Source organism: Stutzerimonas kunmingensis, assembly GCF_002929225.1.
Lineage (GTDB): Bacteria > Pseudomonadota > Gammaproteobacteria > Pseudomonadales > Pseudomonadaceae > Stutzerimonas.
The window spans coordinates 180,700-196,679 of sequence record NZ_PISM01000022.1; the positions used below are offsets into that span (position 1 = coordinate 180,700).

The window sequence follows — 15,980 nt, forward strand, 5'->3', positions numbered from 1 at the left end:
CGGCAGGACCGAACGCCGCTGCGCGCTAACCTTGCGCGCGGCACCATTGGGCAGGATCGCTGGGGCGCCCCTGCTGGCGAATGGCGAAATACAGTGCGGCAGTTTCCTGGCCGCCGCTGGTGCCTACCGTGGCAATTGCGTCGCCGGCCTTGACGATATCGCCGGCGTCGCGCAGCAGGCTCTGGTTGTGGCCATACAGGCTCAGATAACCATTGCCATGGTCGAGGATTACCAGCAGTCCAGCGCCGCGCAGCCAGTCGGCGAACACTACGCGTCCGCCATGGACGGCGCGGACCTGAGTACCGACGCTGGCGCCAATCAGTACGCCGTCCCACTTGGTTCGAGCGTCGCCGCCGCGCGGAGTGCCATAGCGGGCGACGAGACGTCCATCCACCGGCCATGGCAGCTTGCCCTTGGCCTTGGCGAACGGGCCGCCGAAGTTGCCGCCGGCACTGGAAACCAATGGACCGCTCGGCGCAGTGCTGGCGCCGGACCGGGATTGTTGTTGCTCCTGACGCTGGCGCTCGGCAAGCAGCTCTCGTTGCCGGGCTTCCTCGGCTTCGCGAGCCTGGCGGGCCAGAGTTTCCTCGATGGTCTTGAGTACCCGTTCGAACTGGGCCTGCTCCTGACGGCGGGCCTGCAGCTTCTGTTCGCGGCTGGACAGGTCGCTGTTGAGCTTGGCCAGCGTTTGCTGGCGCTCCTTGCGCACCTCGGCGAGCTGTTCGCGCCGCTCCAGCAGGCCGTCCTTCTTTTCCGCCAGAAGGTTCTGCTGCGCTTCGATGTCAGTCTGGACTCCGGCCAGTTGGCGCAGGGTCTCGTTGAAGCTGTCGAGCTGTTCGAGGCGCGCCTTGTTCAGGTAGTCGTAATAGGTGATGGTGCGGCTGAATTTTTCCGGGTTCTGCTGGTTGAGCAGCAGCTTGAGGTATTCCTGCCTCCCATTCTGATAGGCGGCGCGGGCCTGCAGCCCGATCAGGCGCTGCTGCTGCAGGCGTGCGCCTTCCAGGGTGGTCTTCTCCTCGTTCAGGCGTTCCAGCTCCGCCTCGCTGCGGTCGATCTCCTGCTGCAGGGTGTCGACCTGCTTTTCCAGCTGACCCATCTCGCTTTCGGTGGTCTTCAGCTGCTTCTGAACGCCGGATTTCTCCTGCTCGATCTGCTTGAGCAGTTTCTGCAGTTCGGCAATGTCCTGGCGAGCGGCTTCGATCTGCTGCCGCGCTGCGGCACGATCGTCCGCCACGGCGGGGCCGAGCAGGCAGAGGAAGGCGAGGGCAAGAAAGGTACGAGGCATTGGAGGGCGTCAACCGAGCGTTATGACCGACGTAGTATGCCTAAAAAGCAAGCTGGAAGCTTGAAGCCTGTAGCGGGAAACGGCGGCAGGCGCCAGCCGCTTCCCGCCCGGCTCGATCATTTTAGCTCGACGATCGAGCGACCGGTCATCTCTGGCGGTACCGGCATGCCGAGCAGGGTCAGCATGGTTGGCGCGACATCGGCCAGCACGCCGCCTTCGCGGATCGAGACGTTGCGCTTGCCTATATAGATGAAAGGCACTGGCTCACAGGTATGCGCGGTGTGCGCCTGGCCGGTCATGACGTCTTCCATCTGTTCGACGTTGCCGTGGTCGGCGGTCAGCAGCGCTTCGCCACCGACCTTGTCCAGCGCCTCGACGATCCGCCCGACGCAGCTGTCCAGGCATTCCACCGCCTTGACCGCGGCATCGAACACGCCGGTATGACCGACCATGTCGCCGTTGGCGTAGTTGACCACGATAACGTCGTAGCGCTGGTTTTCGATGGCATCGACGATACGATCGGTGACCTCGGGCGCGCTCATCTCGGGTTTCAGGTCGTAGGTGGCGACCTGAGGCGAGGGGATCAGAATGCGCTCTTCGCCGGGGAAGGGCTCTTCGCGGCCGCCGGAGAAGAAGAAGGTTACGTGGGCGTATTTCTCGGTTTCGGCGATGCGCAGCTGGGTCTTGCCGTTGTTGGCCAGGTACTCGCCGAGCACGTTGGTCAGCGCTTCCGGGGCGAAGGCTGCCGGCGCGGGAATGCTCGCGGCGTACTGGGTGAGCATGACGAACTCGGCCAGTTGCGGCACCCGGGCGCGTTCGAATTCATTGAAGCCGGGTTCGACGAAGCAACGGGTCAGCTCGCGGGCGCGGTCGGCACGGAAGTTCATGAACACTACGGCGTCGCCATCCTCGACGCGTACCGGTTCGCCGACGGTGGTCGCCTTGACGAATTCGTCGCTTTCGCCACGCTCGTAGGCGGCGATCAGGCCATCCACGGCGTAGTCGGAGCGGTACTCCGCCTTGCCGTCGACAATCAGCTCGTAGGCCTGCTGTACGCGGTCCCAGCGGTTGTCGCGGTCCATGGCGAAGTAGCGGCCGATCAGGCTGGCGATACGGCCCTTGCCCAGGCGGGTGAAGGTGGCCTGAAGCAGTTCGATGGAGTGCTGTGCGCTCTTCGGAGGGGTGTCGCGGCCGTCGAGGAAGGCATGCAGGTAGATCTTCTCGGCGCCGCGCCGGGCCGCCAGCTCGGCCATGGCGACCAGATGATCCTGATGGCTGTGCACGCCACCGTCGGAAAGCAGGCCGAGGATGTGCACCGCCTTGCCGGCCCCCGCGGCCTTGTCGACGGCGGCACAGATGGTCGGGTTGGCGAAGAACTCGCCATCACGGATCGCCTTGGTCACCCGGGTGAAGTCCTGATACACCACGCGCCCGGCGCCCAGGTTCATGTGGCCGACCTCGGAGTTGCCCATCTGCCCGTCCGGCAGACCGACATCCATGCCGCTGCCAGAGATCAATCCGTGCGGCTGGCTGGCCAGCAGGCGATCGTAGACCGGCTTGCGGGCGGCGTGGATGGCGTTGAAGTCCGGGCTGTCGCTGTGCCCGAAGCCATCGAGAATGATCAGTACCAGGGGTTTGGGCGTGGCGGTGGGGGCGACGGACATGCTTTCGGGCTCCTTGCACGGGGGCGGAAAAGGGCAGCCAGTCTACTGGCTGGCCGGGGCGAGGTCACGAATCATCAGGGTTCAGCCGGTAGGAGGGGCTGTGTATACTGGCCCGCATTTTATCGTCCGGGTACCCGTTGATGCTCGCTAACCTGATTGAATTTGTCTCTAACCACTATGTACTCAGCAGCCTGTTCGTGGTGCTGTTGATCCTTCTGTTCATCACCGAGACACGCAAGGGTGGCAAGAGCCTGAGCAATCGCGAACTGACGGCACTGGTCAACAGTGGCGAGGGCGTGGTGTTGGACGTGCGCGTCAAGAAGGAGTTCGACGCCGGTCATATCGTCGATGCATTGAACATTCCCTACGAGAAGCTGGTCAGCCGCACAGGCGAGCTGGAAAAGCACAAGGCCAAGACCATCATCGTGGTCGACGCCATGGGGCAGCACGCCGGAACGGCCTGCCGTGAGTTGCAGAAGGCAGGCTTCACCGCCGCCAAGTTGTCGGGAGGGATTTCCAGCTGGCGCGGCGACAATCTGCCAGTGGTCAAGTAATCATGCCCAACGTCGTCATCTATACCACCGCCTGGTGCCCGTTCTGTATCCGCGCCAAGGCGCTGCTCGATCGCAAGGGTGTCGCCTACGAGGAAGTTCCCGTGGATGGCAACCCGTCCCTGCGCGCCGAGATGGCCAGCAAGGCCGGACGCACCTCGGTGCCGCAGATATGGATCGGCGACAAGCACGTCGGCGGCTGCGATGAGCTGCACGCGCTGGAGCGCGCTGGACGTCTCGACCCGTTGCTGCAGGCTTGAGGCCGGCAACGCGGGTCCGCGAACAATTCAAACGACACGCACAACTGGATAGAAGGTTGCAGAAATGACCGAACAAGCTAACAACGGCGGCGCAGCGTCGCAGAACGAACAGGGCGCGCAGTTCTCCCTGCAGCGCATCTACGTCCGCGACCTGTCCTTCGAAGCGCCGAAGAGCCCGGAAATTTTCCGTCAGGAATGGAATCCGAGTGTCGCACTGGACCTGAACACCAAGCAGAAGGCGCTTGAGGGCGACTTCCATGAAGTCGTGCTGACCCTTTCGGTCACCGTGAAGACCGGCGAAGAAGTTGCCTTCATTGCCGAAGTGCAGCAGGCCGGGATCTTCCTGATCAAGGGTCTGGAAGCGGCTGCGATGAGCCACACCCTTGGAGCGTTCTGCCCGAACATCCTCTTCCCGTACGCCCGTGAGGCGCTGGACAGCCTGGTGACCCGCGGTTCGTTCCCGGCACTGATGCTGGCTCCGGTGAACTTCGACGCACTCTACGCCCAGGAAATGGCGCGCATGCAGAGCGCCGGCGAAGCCCCCAGCACCGCCCACTGATCCATGCGGATCATGCAGGAAGCGTCTGACGCTTCCTGCATTTCCCTTCTGCGCATTAGCGCACCTGCACCACCAGCTTGCCGACCGCCTTGCGCTGCCCCAGCGTGGCGATAGCCTGGCCAGCCTCTTCCAGCGCAAAGCGTTGCGATACCAGCGGCTTGAGCTTGCCTTCTGCATGCCAGGCGAACAGCTGACGGAAATTCGCGGCGTTGTCCTGCGGTTGACGCTGGGCGAAGGCGCCCCAGAACACGCCGATCAGTGCGGCACCCTTGAGCAGCGGCAGGTTGGCCGGCAACGCCGGAATGTCGCCACCGGCGGCGAAACCCACCACCAGCATGCGGCCGTTCCAGGCGATGCTGCGGAAGGCTTCCTCGAACAGCTTGCCGCCCACCGGATCGTAGATGACATCCACACCCTGGCCGCCGGTGAGTTCCTTCAGGCGCTCCTTCAGGCTGACTTCGCTGTAGTTGATCAGTTCGTCGGCGCCGGCATTCTTCGCCACCTCCAGCTTTTCGGCGCTGGAAGCGGCGGCGATGACTCGCGCGCCCATGGCCTTGCCGATTTCCACGGCAGCCAGGCCGACACCACCGGAGGCACCGAGCACCAACAAGGTCTCGCCGGGTTGCAGATTGGCGCGCTGCTTGAGCGCATGCATTGAGGTGCCGTAGGTCATGCTGAAAGCGGCAGCGGTCTCGAAGTCCATGCTCGGCGGGATCGGCAGTGCGTTGGTACCGGCCACCGCAACCTGTTCGGCAAAGCTGCCCCAGCCGGTGAGCGCCATGACCCGGTCGCCGACCTTGAGGTGGCTGACCTTCTCTCCGACTGCGGCAATCACGCCCGCCGCCTCGCCGCCAGGCGAGAACGGGAACGGCGGCTTGAACTGATACTTGCCCTCGATCATCAGCGTGTCAGGGAAATTCACCCCGGCGGCATGCACGTCGAGCAGGATCTCGCTCGGCTTGATCTGAGGGGAGGGGGCATCTTCGACAACCAGGCTTTCGGGCGGGCCGAAGCTTTTGCACAGGACGGCTTTCATCGCTTTTCCTTGTTCGACTGGTCGGACGCTTGCCGCCCGACATGGGATGGCTCGACTGCTCAGGACTTTCCAGTCTAGGAGCGCTGCGTGGCGAGGCAATCAGCATCGTTCACTGTAATGGCGGCGTATAAGTAGCAGGCGGTCGTGCAACGGCTTGGGGGTTGCGCTGCGACTGGTTATGCTGGCGCAGATTCCTCCTGGAGCTGCTGCGTGAAATACCTACTATCGATATTTTTCTGTCTGGCATTTGCTGGAGCCGTTCGAGCCAATGAGCCGGCCGAAGAGTCCGCTGCTCCACAGGCCATCTATTACGCGCTGACGCCTGCGATGGTTGGCAACTACGGCTCCGGCGAGCGACTGAAGTACTACAAGGCCGATGTTGCGCTGCGTATCTCCAGCAAGGAGGTGGAGGATCGGGTCAAGCATCACGAGCCGCTGATTCGCCATCAGCTGGTGATGCTGTTTTCCCAGCAGACCGACGAGACGCTGAGCGGCCCCGAAGCCAAGGAACAGCTGCGTCAGGAAGCCTTGCGCCAGGTGCGCGAGGTGCTGGAGCAGGAAGAAGGCAAACCGCTGGTGGATGATCTGCTGTTCAACAATCTGATCATCCAGTAGCTCAGCGCATCGCCAGGATCGCCTGCCATTCGTCTTCGCTGACCGGCATCACCGACAGGCGGCTTCCTTTCTTCACCAGTGCCAGTTCGTGCAGTGCTGGCTCGATTTTCAGGCGCGCCAATTTCAACGGTGTCGCAAAGGCGTCGACGAACTCGACATCGACCGCGCTCCACGGATTTGCATCATCGCGAGCCTTGGCATCGTGATAGGGGCTGGCAGTGTCTAGGGCAGTGGGATCGGGATAGGCGCTGCGACTTATCCTGCCGATGCCGGCGATTCCTGGCTCGGCGCAACTGGAGTGATAGAAGAAGAACTGATCGCCTTCCTGCATCTGGCGCATGAAGTTTCTCGCCTGGTAGTTGCGTACACCATCCCAGCGTCCGTGACCCATTTTTTTCAGGTCCCGGATGGAAAATTCGTCGGGTTCGGACTTCATTAGCCAGTAAGGCATGAACCTTGCTCTCCTATCAGACGGTTCGATCAGACCATGATGGCAAAATCTCCGACAATCGGCTGCAATACCTGTTTGCGCGGTGCCGACGCTTCACGGAAAATGCCGCAGCTGTAAGGTGGCCTATCGAGTCCTAGAACGAAAACACATCGACTCGACGCAAGCATTTCGCCTGGTAGGGGGAGGCGAACACAAATGAAACGTAAGCCCGATATTCTGTGGATTTTGGTCTTTATCTTTGGTCTCGGCGTAGTCACCACGGGCTATACGCAGAGTCTGTGGGATCAGCACGATGGCGCGGCCGGCATGGCCCCAGTCATTCAGGTGCAGCAGGCTCAGCAGCGATGACCTCGTGCCGCATGGACGCGGCGTTCCATCACCCGGCGTACCAGCCCTGGTCCGTCACCGTAGCCTGAAGCGCTACATCCCAGCTCTCCAGCGGCAGTCGATCGACGCGCTGACATTCATGAGCCAGTCCCAACAATGTCGGTTTGTGACTTTTTTTGCGCATGGCGCGATACGCCAGGCTGCGATCATAGAAGCCGCCACCCATGCCAAGCCGTCCGCCCTTTCCGTCGAAGCCCACCAGTGGCATGAGCAGCAGGTCCAGCGCCCAGACACGGCGTTGCCGAGCGGCCCGGATCACGGGTTCCAGAATGCCGAAGCGGTTGCGGCGCAGCTGTTCGCCGGGCTCGATGCGCTGGAACACCATGCGCGTACGTGGCCAGGGGTTGAGTACCGGAAGATAGGTTGCCTTGCCGCGGCGCTGAGCCGCTTGCAGCAATAGGCGCGGATCGATTTCGCCATCATTGGGCAGGTACAGGGCGATATGCCGGGCGCGCCGAAACCGGGGATGCTGAGCCAGCTGCCGATAGAGATGGCGAGCGGCCAGGCGCTGCTGGGCGGGTTTCAGTTGGCGTCGAGCGTGGCGCAGCTTGCGGCGTAGCGCCGGGCGCGAAAGGCCTTCGGCTACGATCATCAGAAGTGGCTCCCCAGCATGCCGCTGCCAGCGTAGGCCCTTGAACCCGAGAGTTCAAGGTGGCGACTACAGAGTACCTTAAGGCTTTCCGTCAGGCGGACATGCACACCGGCACCACGTGTAGCCTCCATGGTGTTGCTTATCGGGAGAGGGTCATCGCCGACTGGCGAACATGCCAGGGAGTTGGGCGGAGTATAACGCAAACCGGCTGCCGTTGATCAGTTGCCGGAAGGGTTCGGGTCGGTGGCCAGTGCGCTGTCGACGCGCTCCAGCAGCATGCGTACGTGCTCGCGCGCGCTGTTGGCTTCGGCATCCAGGCGATCATGCTTGTGTAGCAGTTCGTGGGTGATGTTCAGCGCGGCCATCACCGCAACGCGGTCGGCGCCGATGACTTTGCCGCTGCTGCGGATCTCGCGCATCTTGCGATCCAGATAGCGGGCCGCGCCTTCCAGATTGCTGCGTTCCTCTGGCGGACAGGCAATGCAATATTCCTTGTCCATGATGTGCACGGTGACGGTGTTCGGCTGGGTCATGAGTCCTGCTCCAGGGCTTTCAGGCGCGAAATCATTGATTCGACCTTCAAGCGGGCCATTTCGTTCTTTTCGATCAGATGAGCGCGCTCTTCACGCCAGTTCCGCTCGTTGGCCAGTAGCAGGTGGTTCTGCGCCTTGAGCTGTTCGATGCGCTGAATCAGCTGCTCCAGCTTGGTGGTCAGCGCTTTCAGATCGGCGTCTTCCATTGGATTCCTGTTGGGGCACTGAGTGAAGACGGAGGCGATGCCCGGGGGCTTCGATGGTCTTGCCGCGGCCGCCGGTGCTAGGATACGAAGCCTTCATTCTAGTCATTGCGCCATCGTGCGCCTAGCCGCCATGTCCATTCAGAATTCCCCATATGCCGCTTTCGCCACACTTCTGGCTGGCGCACCGCAAACTGTTTCTCCTGCCGAATTGCATGGCCTGTTGCTCGGGCGCAGCTGCGCCGGTGCCGGCTTCGATGTCGAACCCTGGCTGACCGATGCCTCGGACCTACTTGGCGAAGCGCCGCAGGACAATATCCGTCAGGCCTTGATCGGCCTGCAGGAGATGGTCAAGGGTGAGCTTGCCGGCGACGACATCGCCGTCGTTCTGCTGCTGCCCAGCGATGATGCGCCGCTGGCCGAGCGCGCTGTCGCGCTGGGCCAGTGGTGCCAGGGCTTTCTCGTCGGCTTCGGTCTGACTGCTGGCGACCGCGCGCTGAGCGCCGAGGCCATGGAAGTACTGCAGGATCTCTCGGCCATCGCGCAAATTCAGGACTCGCTGGAAGAGTCCGAAGATGGCGAGACCGATTACATGGAAGTGATGGAGTACCTGCGCGTGGCGCCGTTGCTGCTGTTCACCGAGTGCGCCAAGCCGGTACCTGCTGCTCCGAAACCTTCCCTGCATTGAGGAAATCGTTCCGCTCATGACTCGCATCCCGAAATCGGAATACGCCCGCCGGCGCAAGGCGCTGATGGAGCAGATGGAACCCAACAGCATCGCCATTTTGCCGGCGGCGCCGATGTATATCCGCAACCGCGATGTCGAGCATGTCTACCGCCAGGATAGCGACTTTCAGTACCTGTCCGGCTTCCCCGAACCGGAGGCGGTGATCGCGCTGATTCCCGGGCGTGAGCATGGCGAATACGTGCTGTTCTGCCGCGAACGCGACCCCGAACGCGAGCTGTGGGATGGCCTGCGTGCCGGGCAGGACGGCGCGATAAGTGAATACGGTGCCGACGATGCCTTTCCCATCGGCGACATCGACGACATCCTCCCCGGGCTGATCGAAGGCCGCGACCGTGTCTACTACGCCATCGGCACCAACGAAGCCTTCGATCATCGGCTGATGGAGTGGATCAAGACCATCCGCGCCAAGGCCCGCCAGGGTGCGCAGCCGCCTAGCGAGTTCGTCGCGCTCGATCACCTGCTGCACGACATGCGCCTGTACAAGTCGAGCAACGAGGTGAAGGTGATGAAGCATGCCGCGGAGATTTCCGCTCGTGCGCACATCCGTGCCATGCAGGCCAGCCGCGCCGGCCTGTTCGAGTACCACCTGGAAGCCGAGCTGGATTACGAGTTCCGCAAGGGCGGGGCGAAGATGCCGGCTTACGGCAGCATCGTCGCTGCGGGTCGCAATGCCTGCATCCTGCATTACCGCGAGAACGATGCGCCGCTGAAGGATGGCGACCTGGTGCTGATCGACGCCGGTTGCGAGATCGACTGCTACGCCAGCGACATTACCCGCACCTTCCCGGTCAACGGCCGCTTCTCGCCCGAGCAGAAGGCCATTTACGAACTGGTGCTGGCCGCCAACGAAGAGGCCTTCAAGCACATCGCACCCGGCAAGCACTGGAATGAGGCCCACGAGGCCACCGTGCGGGTAATCACCGCCGGGCTGGTCGAGCTGGGCCTGCTGCAGGGCGAGGTCGACGAACTGATCGCAAGCGAGGCCTACAAACCCTTCTACATGCACCGCGCCGGGCACTGGCTGGGCATGGACGTGCATGACGTCGGCGACTACAAGATCGGCGGCGAGTGGCGCGTGCTCGAGCCGGGCATGTCGATGACCGTCGAGCCGGGCATCTATATCGCCGTGGACAGTCAGAACGTCGCCAAGAAGTGGCGCGGCATCGGCGTGCGCATCGAGGATGACGTGGTGGTGACCCGGACCGGCTGCGAAATCCTCACCGGTGGCGTGCCGAAAAGCGTCGCCGAGATCGAGGCGCTGATGGCCGCCGCTCGTGAGCAGGTCGCCTGACATGCAGAGCCTGGCGATCATCGGTGGCGGGCTGGTCGGTGCCAGTCTCGCGCTGGCCTTGCAGGATGGCGCCCGTGAGCGCGGCTGGCGGATTCATCTGATCGAGCCGTTCGAGCCCGGCCACGAGTACCAGCCGAGTTATGACGCGCGCTCCACCGCGCTGTCCTATGGCACCCGGCTGATCTACCAGCGCCTGGGCCTATGGGAACGCATCGCCGAGCGCGCCGAGCCGATTCTGCGCATTCATGTATCCGAGCGCGGCAGTTTCGGGGCGGCACGCCTTGATTGCACACGCGAAGGCGTCGAGGCGCTGGGTTACGTGGTCGAGAACGCCTGGATCGGACATTGCCTGTGGCAGGCGCTGGATGATCAGGTGGTGGTCCGTCACTGTCCGGCCGAGGTTGAGCGACTGGAGCCCGGCGCCACCGGTTACCGGTTGAGTTTTACCGATGGTCAGCAGCTGGAGTGCGACCTCACCGTGCTCGCAGATGGTGGCCGCTCCGGGCTGCGCGAGCAGCTTGGTATCCAGGTGTCGCGCCGGCCGTACGGCCAGGCCGCGCTCATCGCCAACATCACGCCAGGCAAACCGCACGGCGGTCTAGCGTTCGAGCGCTTCACCGAAGATGGCCCGATGGCGCTGCTGCCGCTGCAGGATGATCGTTGTGCGCTGGTATGGACGCGCTCCCAGGCCGATGCCGCGCGCCTGGCGCAGGCGCACGAGGCGGTTTTCCTCGGTGAACTGCAGGAAGCCTTCGGTTATCGCCTAGGCGCTTTGCAGCAGGTCGGTGCCCGGCATCTGTATCCGCTGACGCTGATCGAGGCCGAAGAGCAGGTACGTTCGGGTCTGGTGGTGCTCGGCAACGCGGCGCACAGCCTGCACCCGATCGCCGGGCAGGGCTACAACCTGTCGCTGCGTGATGTGGAGGCGCTGAGCGTCGCTTTGCTGCGCAGCGACGCCGCGTTGGGCGACCTGGCGGTGCTGCAGGAGTACGCCCGCAGGCAGCGCTTCGATCAGCGCGTGACGGTCGGTTTCTCCGATCAGGTCACCCGGCTGTTCGGTGATTCCGGTCGGCTGGTCGCGGCCGGACGCAATCTCGGTCTGCTCGGGCTGGACCTCATGCCCGCCGCCAAGCGTTGGTTTGCGCGCCAGGCGATGGGCCTGGGCACTCGCGCTGGCTGAAAAGCGGCAACCAAAAGGACTCGGCATGAGCGGCTCCCGTTTGGCGCGCAAGGCGCGGTTTCTGCGCTGGGCCATGAATTTCTACCCGCCATACATCGGAGCCGGTGTTCGGGTGCGGCACATCAGCGCGGATATGCGCCTGGTTCAGGTCAAGATGGTGCTGCGCTGGTACAACCGCAATTATGTCGGTACGCAGTTCGGTGGCTCGCTGTATTCGATGGTCGACCCGTTCTTCGTGCTGATGCTGATGGAGAATCTCGGGCGCGACTACATCGTCTGGGACAAGGCGGCCAACATAGAATTCGTCAGCCCTGGGCGCGGCGCGGTCTACGCCGAATTCGCCATCAGCGACAGGCTGCTGGATGAGATCCGCGCGCACACGGCCGACGGCAGCAAGTATCTGCCCAGAATGCATGTCGAAGTGCGCGACGGCGAGGGCACGCTGGTGGCACGGGTGCAGAAGACCCTCTACATACGACTCAAGCCGCGGGCGCGGCAGCCAGGAGAGAAGTGATGCAAGCGGATCTGATCATCGTGGGTGCCGGCATGGTCGGCAGTACCCTGGCACTCGCCCTCGAAGGTTGCGGGCTGAAGATCGTCGTGCTCGATGCGAGCCCGCTCGAGGTCGTCGACTTCGACCCGCAGGGCGGCTTCGAACCGCGGGTCAGTGCGCTGTCCGCAGCCAGCCAGCGCATCCTGCAGCGGGTCGGTGCCTGGCCGGGCATCGCCGCTCGCCGCGCGAGCCCCTACACCGACATGCACGTTTGGGACGGCTCGGGCACCGGGCAGATTCACTTTTCCGCCGAAACGGTGCACGCCGAAGTTCTCGGTCTTATCGTCGAAAACCGGATTGTGCAGGATGCCCTGCTGGAAACCATGCAGCGCCATGGTCAGGCGCGGCTGATCGGCAATGCCCGCGTCGAGCAGCTGGTGCGCACGGACGAGGGCTGGCAGCTGACGCTCGCCGACGGTCGCGAACTGCACACTGCATTGTTGATCGCGGCAGACGGCGCCAACTCGGCGATACGTCGCCTGGCTGGTTGCGAAACCCGCGAATGGGATTATCTGCATCAGGCCATCGTCACCAGCGTGCGTTGCAGCGAGCCGCACCAGCGTACGGCCTGGCAACGCTTCACCGATGACGGCCCCCTGGCATTTCTGCCGCTCGAGCGCGATGGCGACCGGCGCTGGTGCTCGATTGTCTGGTCGGTTACTGAAGCCGAAGCCAGGCGGCTCATGGCGCTGGATGACGCGGCATTCCGAATGGCGCTTGGTCGAGCCTTCGAGGAGCGCCTGGGCGAAGTACTCGAAGTCGATCCGCGGCTGTGCATCCCGCTGCGCCAACGCCATGCCAAACGCTATGTGCAGCCGGGCCTGGCGTTGATCGGCGATGCCGCACACACCATTCATCCGTTGGCGGGGCAGGGCGTGAATCTTGGCCTGCTGGATGCTGCCGTGCTTGCGGAAGTGCTCAAGGCGGCGATTGCCCGCGGTGAGCGGCTGGCCGATGTGCAGGTGCTGAGCCGCTTCGAGCGTCGGCGCATGCCGCACAACTTGGCGATGATGGCAGCCATGGAAGGCTTCGAACGGCTGTTCCAGGCTGATCCACTGCCGCTGCGCTGGCTGCGCAATACCGGTCTCAAGGCCGTACAAGCGCTACCGGAGGCGAAGGCGCTGTTCGTTCGTCAGGCGCTCGGATTGAGCGGCGATCTGCCGGAACTCGCCAAGCCCTGATGTCAGATTGATATTTACAAAACATTACCTGCACGATTTGTCGCATTGAGAAGGTAAATAACATTCACTACTATTCAGCCTCTGTTCCAACTCACCAACAAGAGGCTGTTCCATGCAGGCAAGCAAAGGTTTACTCGCCGCCCTGGCGCTGACGGCGCTGTCGGGTGCCGTCCAGGCTGCCGACGAAGTAGTGGTCTACTCCTCGCGTATCGATGAGCTGATCAAGCCGGTGTTCGACGCCTACACCGAGAAGACCGGTGTAGCGATCAAGTTCATCACCGACAAGGAAGCCCCGCTGATGGCCCGCATCAAGGCCGAAGGCGCGAACACCCCGGCGGACCTTCTGCTCACCGTCGATGGCGGCAACCTCTGGCAAGCCGAGGAAATGGGCATCCTGCAGCCGCTGAACTCTCAGGTGGTCAAGGACAACATCCCGGCCCAGTATCGTTCCTCCAACGACGCCTGGACCGGCCTGTCGCTGCGCGCACGGACCATCGTCTACTCGCCGGAGCGGGTCAAGGACGGCGAGCTGAGCACTTACGAGGCGCTGGCCGACGAGCGTTGGGACGGCCGCCTGTGCCTGCGCACCAGCAAGAAGGTGTACAACCAGTCGCTGACCGCGACCATGATCGAGACTCACGGCGCCGAAAAGACCGAAGAGATCATCAAGGGCTGGGTCGGCAATCTCGCCACCGACGTCTTCGCCGACGACACGGCGCTGGTGCAGGCCGTCGACGCCGGGCAATGCGATGCCGGCATCGTCAACACCTACTACTTCGGTCGTCTGCACGCGCAGAACCCGCAGCTCAAGGCCAAGCTGTTCTGGCCGAACCAGGAAGACCGCGGCGTGCACGTCAACCTGTCGGGCATCGGCCTGACCAAGCACGCACCGAACGCGGACGCCGCGCGCAAGCTGGTGGAGTGGATGACCAGCGAAGAGGCGCAGAGCATCTTCGCCGACATCAACATGGAATACCCGGCCAACCCGGGCGTGAAGCCTTCGGCCGAAGTAGCGGCATGGGGCGAGTTCAAGGCCGATACCATTCCGGTGGAAGTGGCTGGCAAGCGTCAGGCCGAAGCCATCAAGCTGATGGATCGCGCCGGCTGGAACTGATCAGCCCTCCGCGCTTGCAGCGGTGACGTGCAGCTCCGGCCGCCACGTTCACCGCTGCGGTTATACTCGGCGCCCCGGCCTGGTCCGGGGCGTCGTCTTTTTTGCTGTCGAGGCTTGAGTGTCCCATCCCGTCGAGCGCCGCTGGTATCCCATCACGTTTGCTGTCGCAGCCCTGGTGTTGCTGCCACTGAGCATCCTGCTGTTCAGCTGGAGCAGTATCGATACCGAGATCTGGTCGCACCTGTGGGACACGCAGATGCCGCGTCTGCTGGGCAATACCCTGACGCTGGTTCTCGGCGTGGGCATCGGCGTGGTGGTGCTCGGCGTCAGCCTCGCCTGGCTGACGGCATTGTGCGAATTTCCCGGACGCCGCTGGCTGGATTGGGCGCTGATGCTGCCGTTCGCGATTCCTGCCTATGTGTTGGCGTTCGTCTTCATCGGGCTGCTCGATTTCGCCGGTCCGGTGCAAACCCTGGCGCGCGAGTGGTTCGGTAGCGGCATTCGCTTTCCGCGAGTGCGCTCCACGGGCGGTGTGATCACGGTGCTGGTGCTGGTGTTCTACCCCTATGTCTATCTGCTGGCGCGCTCGGCCTTTCTCGCTCAGGGCAAGGGACTGATGGAAGCGGCGCGGGTGCTCGGCCAGTCGCCCTGGCAGGCTTTCTGGCGCGTGGCGCTGCCGATGGCGCGACCGGCGATCGGTGCCGGTCTGGCCCTGGCAATGATGGAAACCCTGGCTGACTTCGGTGCGGTGTCGGTGTTCAACTTCGATACCTTCACCACTGCGATCTACAAGACCTGGTACGGCTTCTTCAGTCTGACCAGCGCCACCCAGCTGGCCAGCCTGTTGTTGCTGGCGGTGATGCTGGTGCTCTACGGCGAGCGCCGGGCGCGCGGTGCTGCGCGACCGGCCAATGAGCGAGCGCGCTCCGCGGCGCTGTATCGGCTGACCGGTGTGAAGGCGTTTGCGGCCAGCGCCTGGTGCGGCCTGGTATTTCTCTGCGCGTTCATCATCCCGCTGTTGCAGCTGCTGGCCTGGCTCTGGCAACGCGGTCGCTTCGATCTCGACGAGCGTTACGCCGGTATGATCCTGCACACGCTCTATCTCGGTGCTATCGCCGCACTGATCACTGTGAGCGTGGCGCTGCTGCTGGCCTTCGCCCGACGTCAGGCGCCGGTGCGCTCGATCCGCAGCGCGGTGAGCCTGGCCAATCTCGGCTATGCCTTGCCGGGTTCGGTACTGGCGGTTTCGATCATGCTGGCGTTCAGTTACCTCGACCGGCACCTGGTCATTCCGCTGTCGAGCTGGTTGGGCGCTGGCGGCAAGCCGATCCTGCTCGGCAGCCTCGGCGCGTTGCTGCTGGCCTATCTGATCCGCTTCATGGCGGTTGCCTTCGGCCCGCTGGAAAACGCCCTGGCGCGGATTCGCCCCTCGCTGCCGCAGGCGTCGCGCAGCCTGGGTGTCGGTGGCCCGGCGCTGTTCTTCCGGGTCTACCTGCCGTTGCTGCTGCCGGGCACGCTGAGCGCGGCACTGCTGGTATTCGTCGACGTGCTCAAGGAAATGCCGGCGACCTTGCTGATGCGGCCATTCGGCTGGGACACCCTGGCCGTGCGCATCTTCGAAATGACCAGTGAAGGCGAATGGGCCCGCGCGTCGCTCCCGGCACTGACCTTGGTGCTGGTCGGACTGCTGCCGGTGGTGCTGCTGATTCGCCGTTCGGCGCGGCGCCCTGGCTAGTCACGCAGCTCTGGCGGCAGGGTGCTGAGCGACGCAGCCGCG

At 63.5% G+C, this 15,980-nt stretch carries 19 protein-coding genes and 1 other RNA gene; 12 read left to right on the top strand and 8 right to left on the bottom strand.

Annotated elements, in window-relative coordinates; all coding sequences use genetic code 11:
• Positions 1 to 25: 25 nt before the first annotated feature.
• Positions 26 to 1,285 (bottom strand): murein hydrolase activator EnvC family protein, encoded by a 1,260-nt coding sequence (locus tag CW305_RS20160; RefSeq protein WP_104098780.1) that lies wholly within the window; start codon positions 1,283 to 1,285, stop codon positions 26 to 28.
• 116 nt (positions 1,286 to 1,401) lie between these two features.
• Entirely contained in the window at positions 1,402 to 2,949 is a 1,548-nt protein-coding gene (gene gpmI / locus CW305_RS20165; RefSeq protein WP_104098781.1) for a 2,3-bisphosphoglycerate-independent phosphoglycerate mutase, read from the bottom strand.
• A gap of 140 nt (positions 2,950 to 3,089) precedes the next feature.
• On the opposite strand from gpmI, the gene CW305_RS20170 reads away from it, so the two are divergent.
• The 3 genes from CW305_RS20170 to secB all read left to right on the top strand — a co-directional run bounded on the left by CW305_RS20170 (position 3,090) and on the right by secB (position 4,319).
• Positions 3,090 to 3,503 (top strand): rhodanese-like domain-containing protein, encoded by a 414-nt coding sequence (locus tag CW305_RS20170; protein ID WP_014818641.1) that lies wholly within the window; start codon positions 3,090 to 3,092, stop codon positions 3,501 to 3,503.
• 2 nt (positions 3,504 to 3,505) lie between these two features.
• Positions 3,506 to 3,760 (top strand): glutaredoxin 3, encoded by a 255-nt coding sequence (gene grxC / locus CW305_RS20175; RefSeq protein WP_102832361.1) that lies wholly within the window; start codon positions 3,506 to 3,508, stop codon positions 3,758 to 3,760.
• Between the two features lie 64 nt (positions 3,761 to 3,824).
• Positions 3,825 to 4,319: a protein-export chaperone SecB gene (gene secB, locus CW305_RS20180; protein ID WP_014818643.1), complete on the top strand. Its 495-nt coding sequence runs from the start codon at positions 3,825 to 3,827 to the stop codon at positions 4,317 to 4,319.
• A gap of 55 nt (positions 4,320 to 4,374) precedes the next feature.
• On the opposite strand, the gene CW305_RS20185 is transcribed toward secB, so the two are convergent.
• Entirely contained in the window at positions 4,375 to 5,355 is a 981-nt protein-coding gene (locus CW305_RS20185) for an NADPH:quinone oxidoreductase family protein (RefSeq protein WP_090520706.1), read from the bottom strand.
• A gap of 228 nt (positions 5,356 to 5,583) precedes the next feature.
• Between CW305_RS20185 and CW305_RS20190 the strand changes: the two genes are divergently transcribed.
• Positions 5,584 to 5,970: a flagellar basal body-associated protein FliL gene (locus CW305_RS20190; RefSeq protein ID WP_236690575.1), complete on the top strand. Its 387-nt coding sequence runs from the start codon at positions 5,584 to 5,586 to the stop codon at positions 5,968 to 5,970.
• A gap of 1 nt (position 5,971) precedes the next feature.
• Here the strand turns inward: CW305_RS20190 and CW305_RS20195 are convergent, their stop codons facing one another.
• Positions 5,972 to 6,421 (bottom strand): EVE domain-containing protein, encoded by a 450-nt coding sequence (locus CW305_RS20195; protein ID WP_104098782.1) that lies wholly within the window; start codon positions 6,419 to 6,421, stop codon positions 5,972 to 5,974.
• A 195-nt stretch (positions 6,422 to 6,616) separates the two neighbouring features.
• Between CW305_RS20195 and CW305_RS23530 the strand changes: the two genes are divergently transcribed.
• On the top strand, positions 6,617 to 6,769 hold the full coding sequence (locus CW305_RS23530; RefSeq protein WP_014818647.1) for a hypothetical protein: 153 nt from the start codon (positions 6,617 to 6,619) through the stop codon (positions 6,767 to 6,769).
• Between the two features lie 28 nt (positions 6,770 to 6,797).
• Here the strand turns inward: CW305_RS23530 and CW305_RS20200 are convergent, their stop codons facing one another.
• The 4 genes from CW305_RS20200 to CW305_RS20215 all read right to left on the bottom strand — a co-directional run bounded on the left by CW305_RS20200 (position 6,798) and on the right by CW305_RS20215 (position 8,139).
• Positions 6,798 to 7,400, bottom strand: coding sequence for a 5-formyltetrahydrofolate cyclo-ligase (locus CW305_RS20200; RefSeq protein ID WP_104098783.1), 603 nt, complete (start codon positions 7,398 to 7,400; stop codon positions 6,798 to 6,800).
• A gap of 6 nt (positions 7,401 to 7,406) precedes the next feature.
• A non-coding RNA gene (gene ssrS, locus CW305_RS20205) (6S RNA) lies at positions 7,407 to 7,585 on the bottom strand.
• Positions 7,586 to 7,618: 33 nt separating this feature from the next.
• Positions 7,619 to 7,933 (bottom strand): cell division protein ZapA, encoded by a 315-nt coding sequence (locus CW305_RS20210; RefSeq protein ID WP_003303305.1) that lies wholly within the window; start codon positions 7,931 to 7,933, stop codon positions 7,619 to 7,621.
• Complete coding sequence (locus CW305_RS20215; protein WP_003303302.1) at positions 7,930 to 8,139, bottom strand: TIGR02449 family protein; 210 nt, start codon at positions 8,137 to 8,139, stop codon at positions 7,930 to 7,932. The genes CW305_RS20210 and CW305_RS20215 overlap by 4 nt, the downstream gene beginning before the upstream one ends.
• 130 nt (positions 8,140 to 8,269) lie before the next feature.
• Between CW305_RS20215 and CW305_RS20220 the strand changes: the two genes are divergently transcribed.
• The 7 genes from CW305_RS20220 (at position 8,270) to CW305_RS20250 (ending at position 15,938) form a co-directional block, all read left to right on the top strand.
• Positions 8,270 to 8,824 carry a YecA/YgfB family protein gene (locus CW305_RS20220; protein ID WP_104098784.1) on the top strand — a complete coding sequence of 185 codons (555 nt, stop codon included), beginning with the start codon at positions 8,270 to 8,272 and terminating at the stop codon, positions 8,822 to 8,824.
• 16 nt (positions 8,825 to 8,840) lie between these two features.
• Complete coding sequence (pepP, locus tag CW305_RS20225) at positions 8,841 to 10,175, top strand: Xaa-Pro aminopeptidase (protein ID WP_104098785.1); 1,335 nt, start codon at positions 8,841 to 8,843, stop codon at positions 10,173 to 10,175.
• A gap of 1 nt (position 10,176) precedes the next feature.
• On the top strand, positions 10,177 to 11,355 hold the full coding sequence (gene ubiH / locus CW305_RS20230) for a 2-octaprenyl-6-methoxyphenyl hydroxylase (RefSeq protein ID WP_104098786.1): 1,179 nt from the start codon (positions 10,177 to 10,179) through the stop codon (positions 11,353 to 11,355).
• A 25-nt stretch (positions 11,356 to 11,380) separates the two neighbouring features.
• The gene (locus CW305_RS20235) at positions 11,381 to 11,869 is read left to right on the top strand and encodes a DUF4442 domain-containing protein (RefSeq protein WP_014818652.1); all 489 of its coding nucleotides are present in this window, start codon (positions 11,381 to 11,383) and stop codon (positions 11,867 to 11,869) included.
• A complete protein-coding gene (locus CW305_RS20240) occupies positions 11,869 to 13,089 on the top strand; it encodes a 2-octaprenyl-3-methyl-6-methoxy-1,4-benzoquinol hydroxylase (protein WP_104098787.1) in 1,221 nt (406 codons plus the stop codon). The genes CW305_RS20235 and CW305_RS20240 overlap by 1 nt, the downstream gene beginning before the upstream one ends.
• A gap of 112 nt (positions 13,090 to 13,201) precedes the next feature.
• Positions 13,202 to 14,203, top strand: coding sequence for an extracellular solute-binding protein (locus tag CW305_RS20245; RefSeq protein ID WP_101275390.1), 1,002 nt, complete (start codon positions 13,202 to 13,204; stop codon positions 14,201 to 14,203).
• A gap of 118 nt (positions 14,204 to 14,321) precedes the next feature.
• A complete protein-coding gene (locus CW305_RS20250) occupies positions 14,322 to 15,938 on the top strand; it encodes an ABC transporter permease (RefSeq protein WP_014818655.1) in 1,617 nt (538 codons plus the stop codon).
• Positions 15,939 to 15,980 lie beyond the last annotated feature (42 nt).

Bases quoted from the DNA above. Each gene is read 5' to 3' on its own strand.
- CW305_RS20160 (WP_104098780.1), bottom strand. From the start codon at position 1,285: ATGCCTCGTACCTTTCTTGCCCTCGCCTTCCTCTGCCTGCTCGGCCCC.
- gpmI (WP_104098781.1), bottom strand. From the start codon at position 2,949: ATGTCCGTCGCCCCCACCGCCACGCCCAAACCCCTGGTACTGATCATT.
- CW305_RS20170 (WP_014818641.1), top strand. From the start codon at position 3,090: ATGCTCGCTAACCTGATTGAATTTGTCTCTAACCACTATGTACTCAGC.
- grxC (WP_102832361.1), top strand. From the start codon at position 3,506: ATGCCCAACGTCGTCATCTATACCACCGCCTGGTGCCCGTTCTGTATC.
- secB (WP_014818643.1), top strand. From the start codon at position 3,825: ATGACCGAACAAGCTAACAACGGCGGCGCAGCGTCGCAGAACGAACAG.
- CW305_RS20185 (WP_090520706.1), bottom strand. From the start codon at position 5,355: ATGAAAGCCGTCCTGTGCAAAAGCTTCGGCCCGCCCGAAAGCCTGGTT.
- CW305_RS20195 (WP_104098782.1), bottom strand. From the start codon at position 6,421: ATGCCTTACTGGCTAATGAAGTCCGAACCCGACGAATTTTCCATCCGG.
- CW305_RS23530 (WP_014818647.1), top strand. From the start codon at position 6,617: ATGAAACGTAAGCCCGATATTCTGTGGATTTTGGTCTTTATCTTTGGT.
- CW305_RS20200 (WP_104098783.1), bottom strand. From the start codon at position 7,400: ATGATCGTAGCCGAAGGCCTTTCGCGCCCGGCGCTACGCCGCAAGCTG.
- CW305_RS20210 (WP_003303305.1), bottom strand. From the start codon at position 7,933: ATGACCCAGCCGAACACCGTCACCGTGCACATCATGGACAAGGAATAT.
- CW305_RS20215 (WP_003303302.1), bottom strand. From the start codon at position 8,139: ATGGAAGACGCCGATCTGAAAGCGCTGACCACCAAGCTGGAGCAGCTG.
- CW305_RS20220 (WP_104098784.1), top strand. From the start codon at position 8,270: ATGTCCATTCAGAATTCCCCATATGCCGCTTTCGCCACACTTCTGGCT.
- pepP (WP_104098785.1), top strand. From the start codon at position 8,841: ATGACTCGCATCCCGAAATCGGAATACGCCCGCCGGCGCAAGGCGCTG.
- ubiH (WP_104098786.1), top strand. From the start codon at position 10,177: ATGCAGAGCCTGGCGATCATCGGTGGCGGGCTGGTCGGTGCCAGTCTC.
- CW305_RS20235 (WP_014818652.1), top strand. From the start codon at position 11,381: ATGAGCGGCTCCCGTTTGGCGCGCAAGGCGCGGTTTCTGCGCTGGGCC.
- CW305_RS20240 (WP_104098787.1), top strand. From the start codon at position 11,869: ATGCAAGCGGATCTGATCATCGTGGGTGCCGGCATGGTCGGCAGTACC.
- CW305_RS20245 (WP_101275390.1), top strand. From the start codon at position 13,202: ATGCAGGCAAGCAAAGGTTTACTCGCCGCCCTGGCGCTGACGGCGCTG.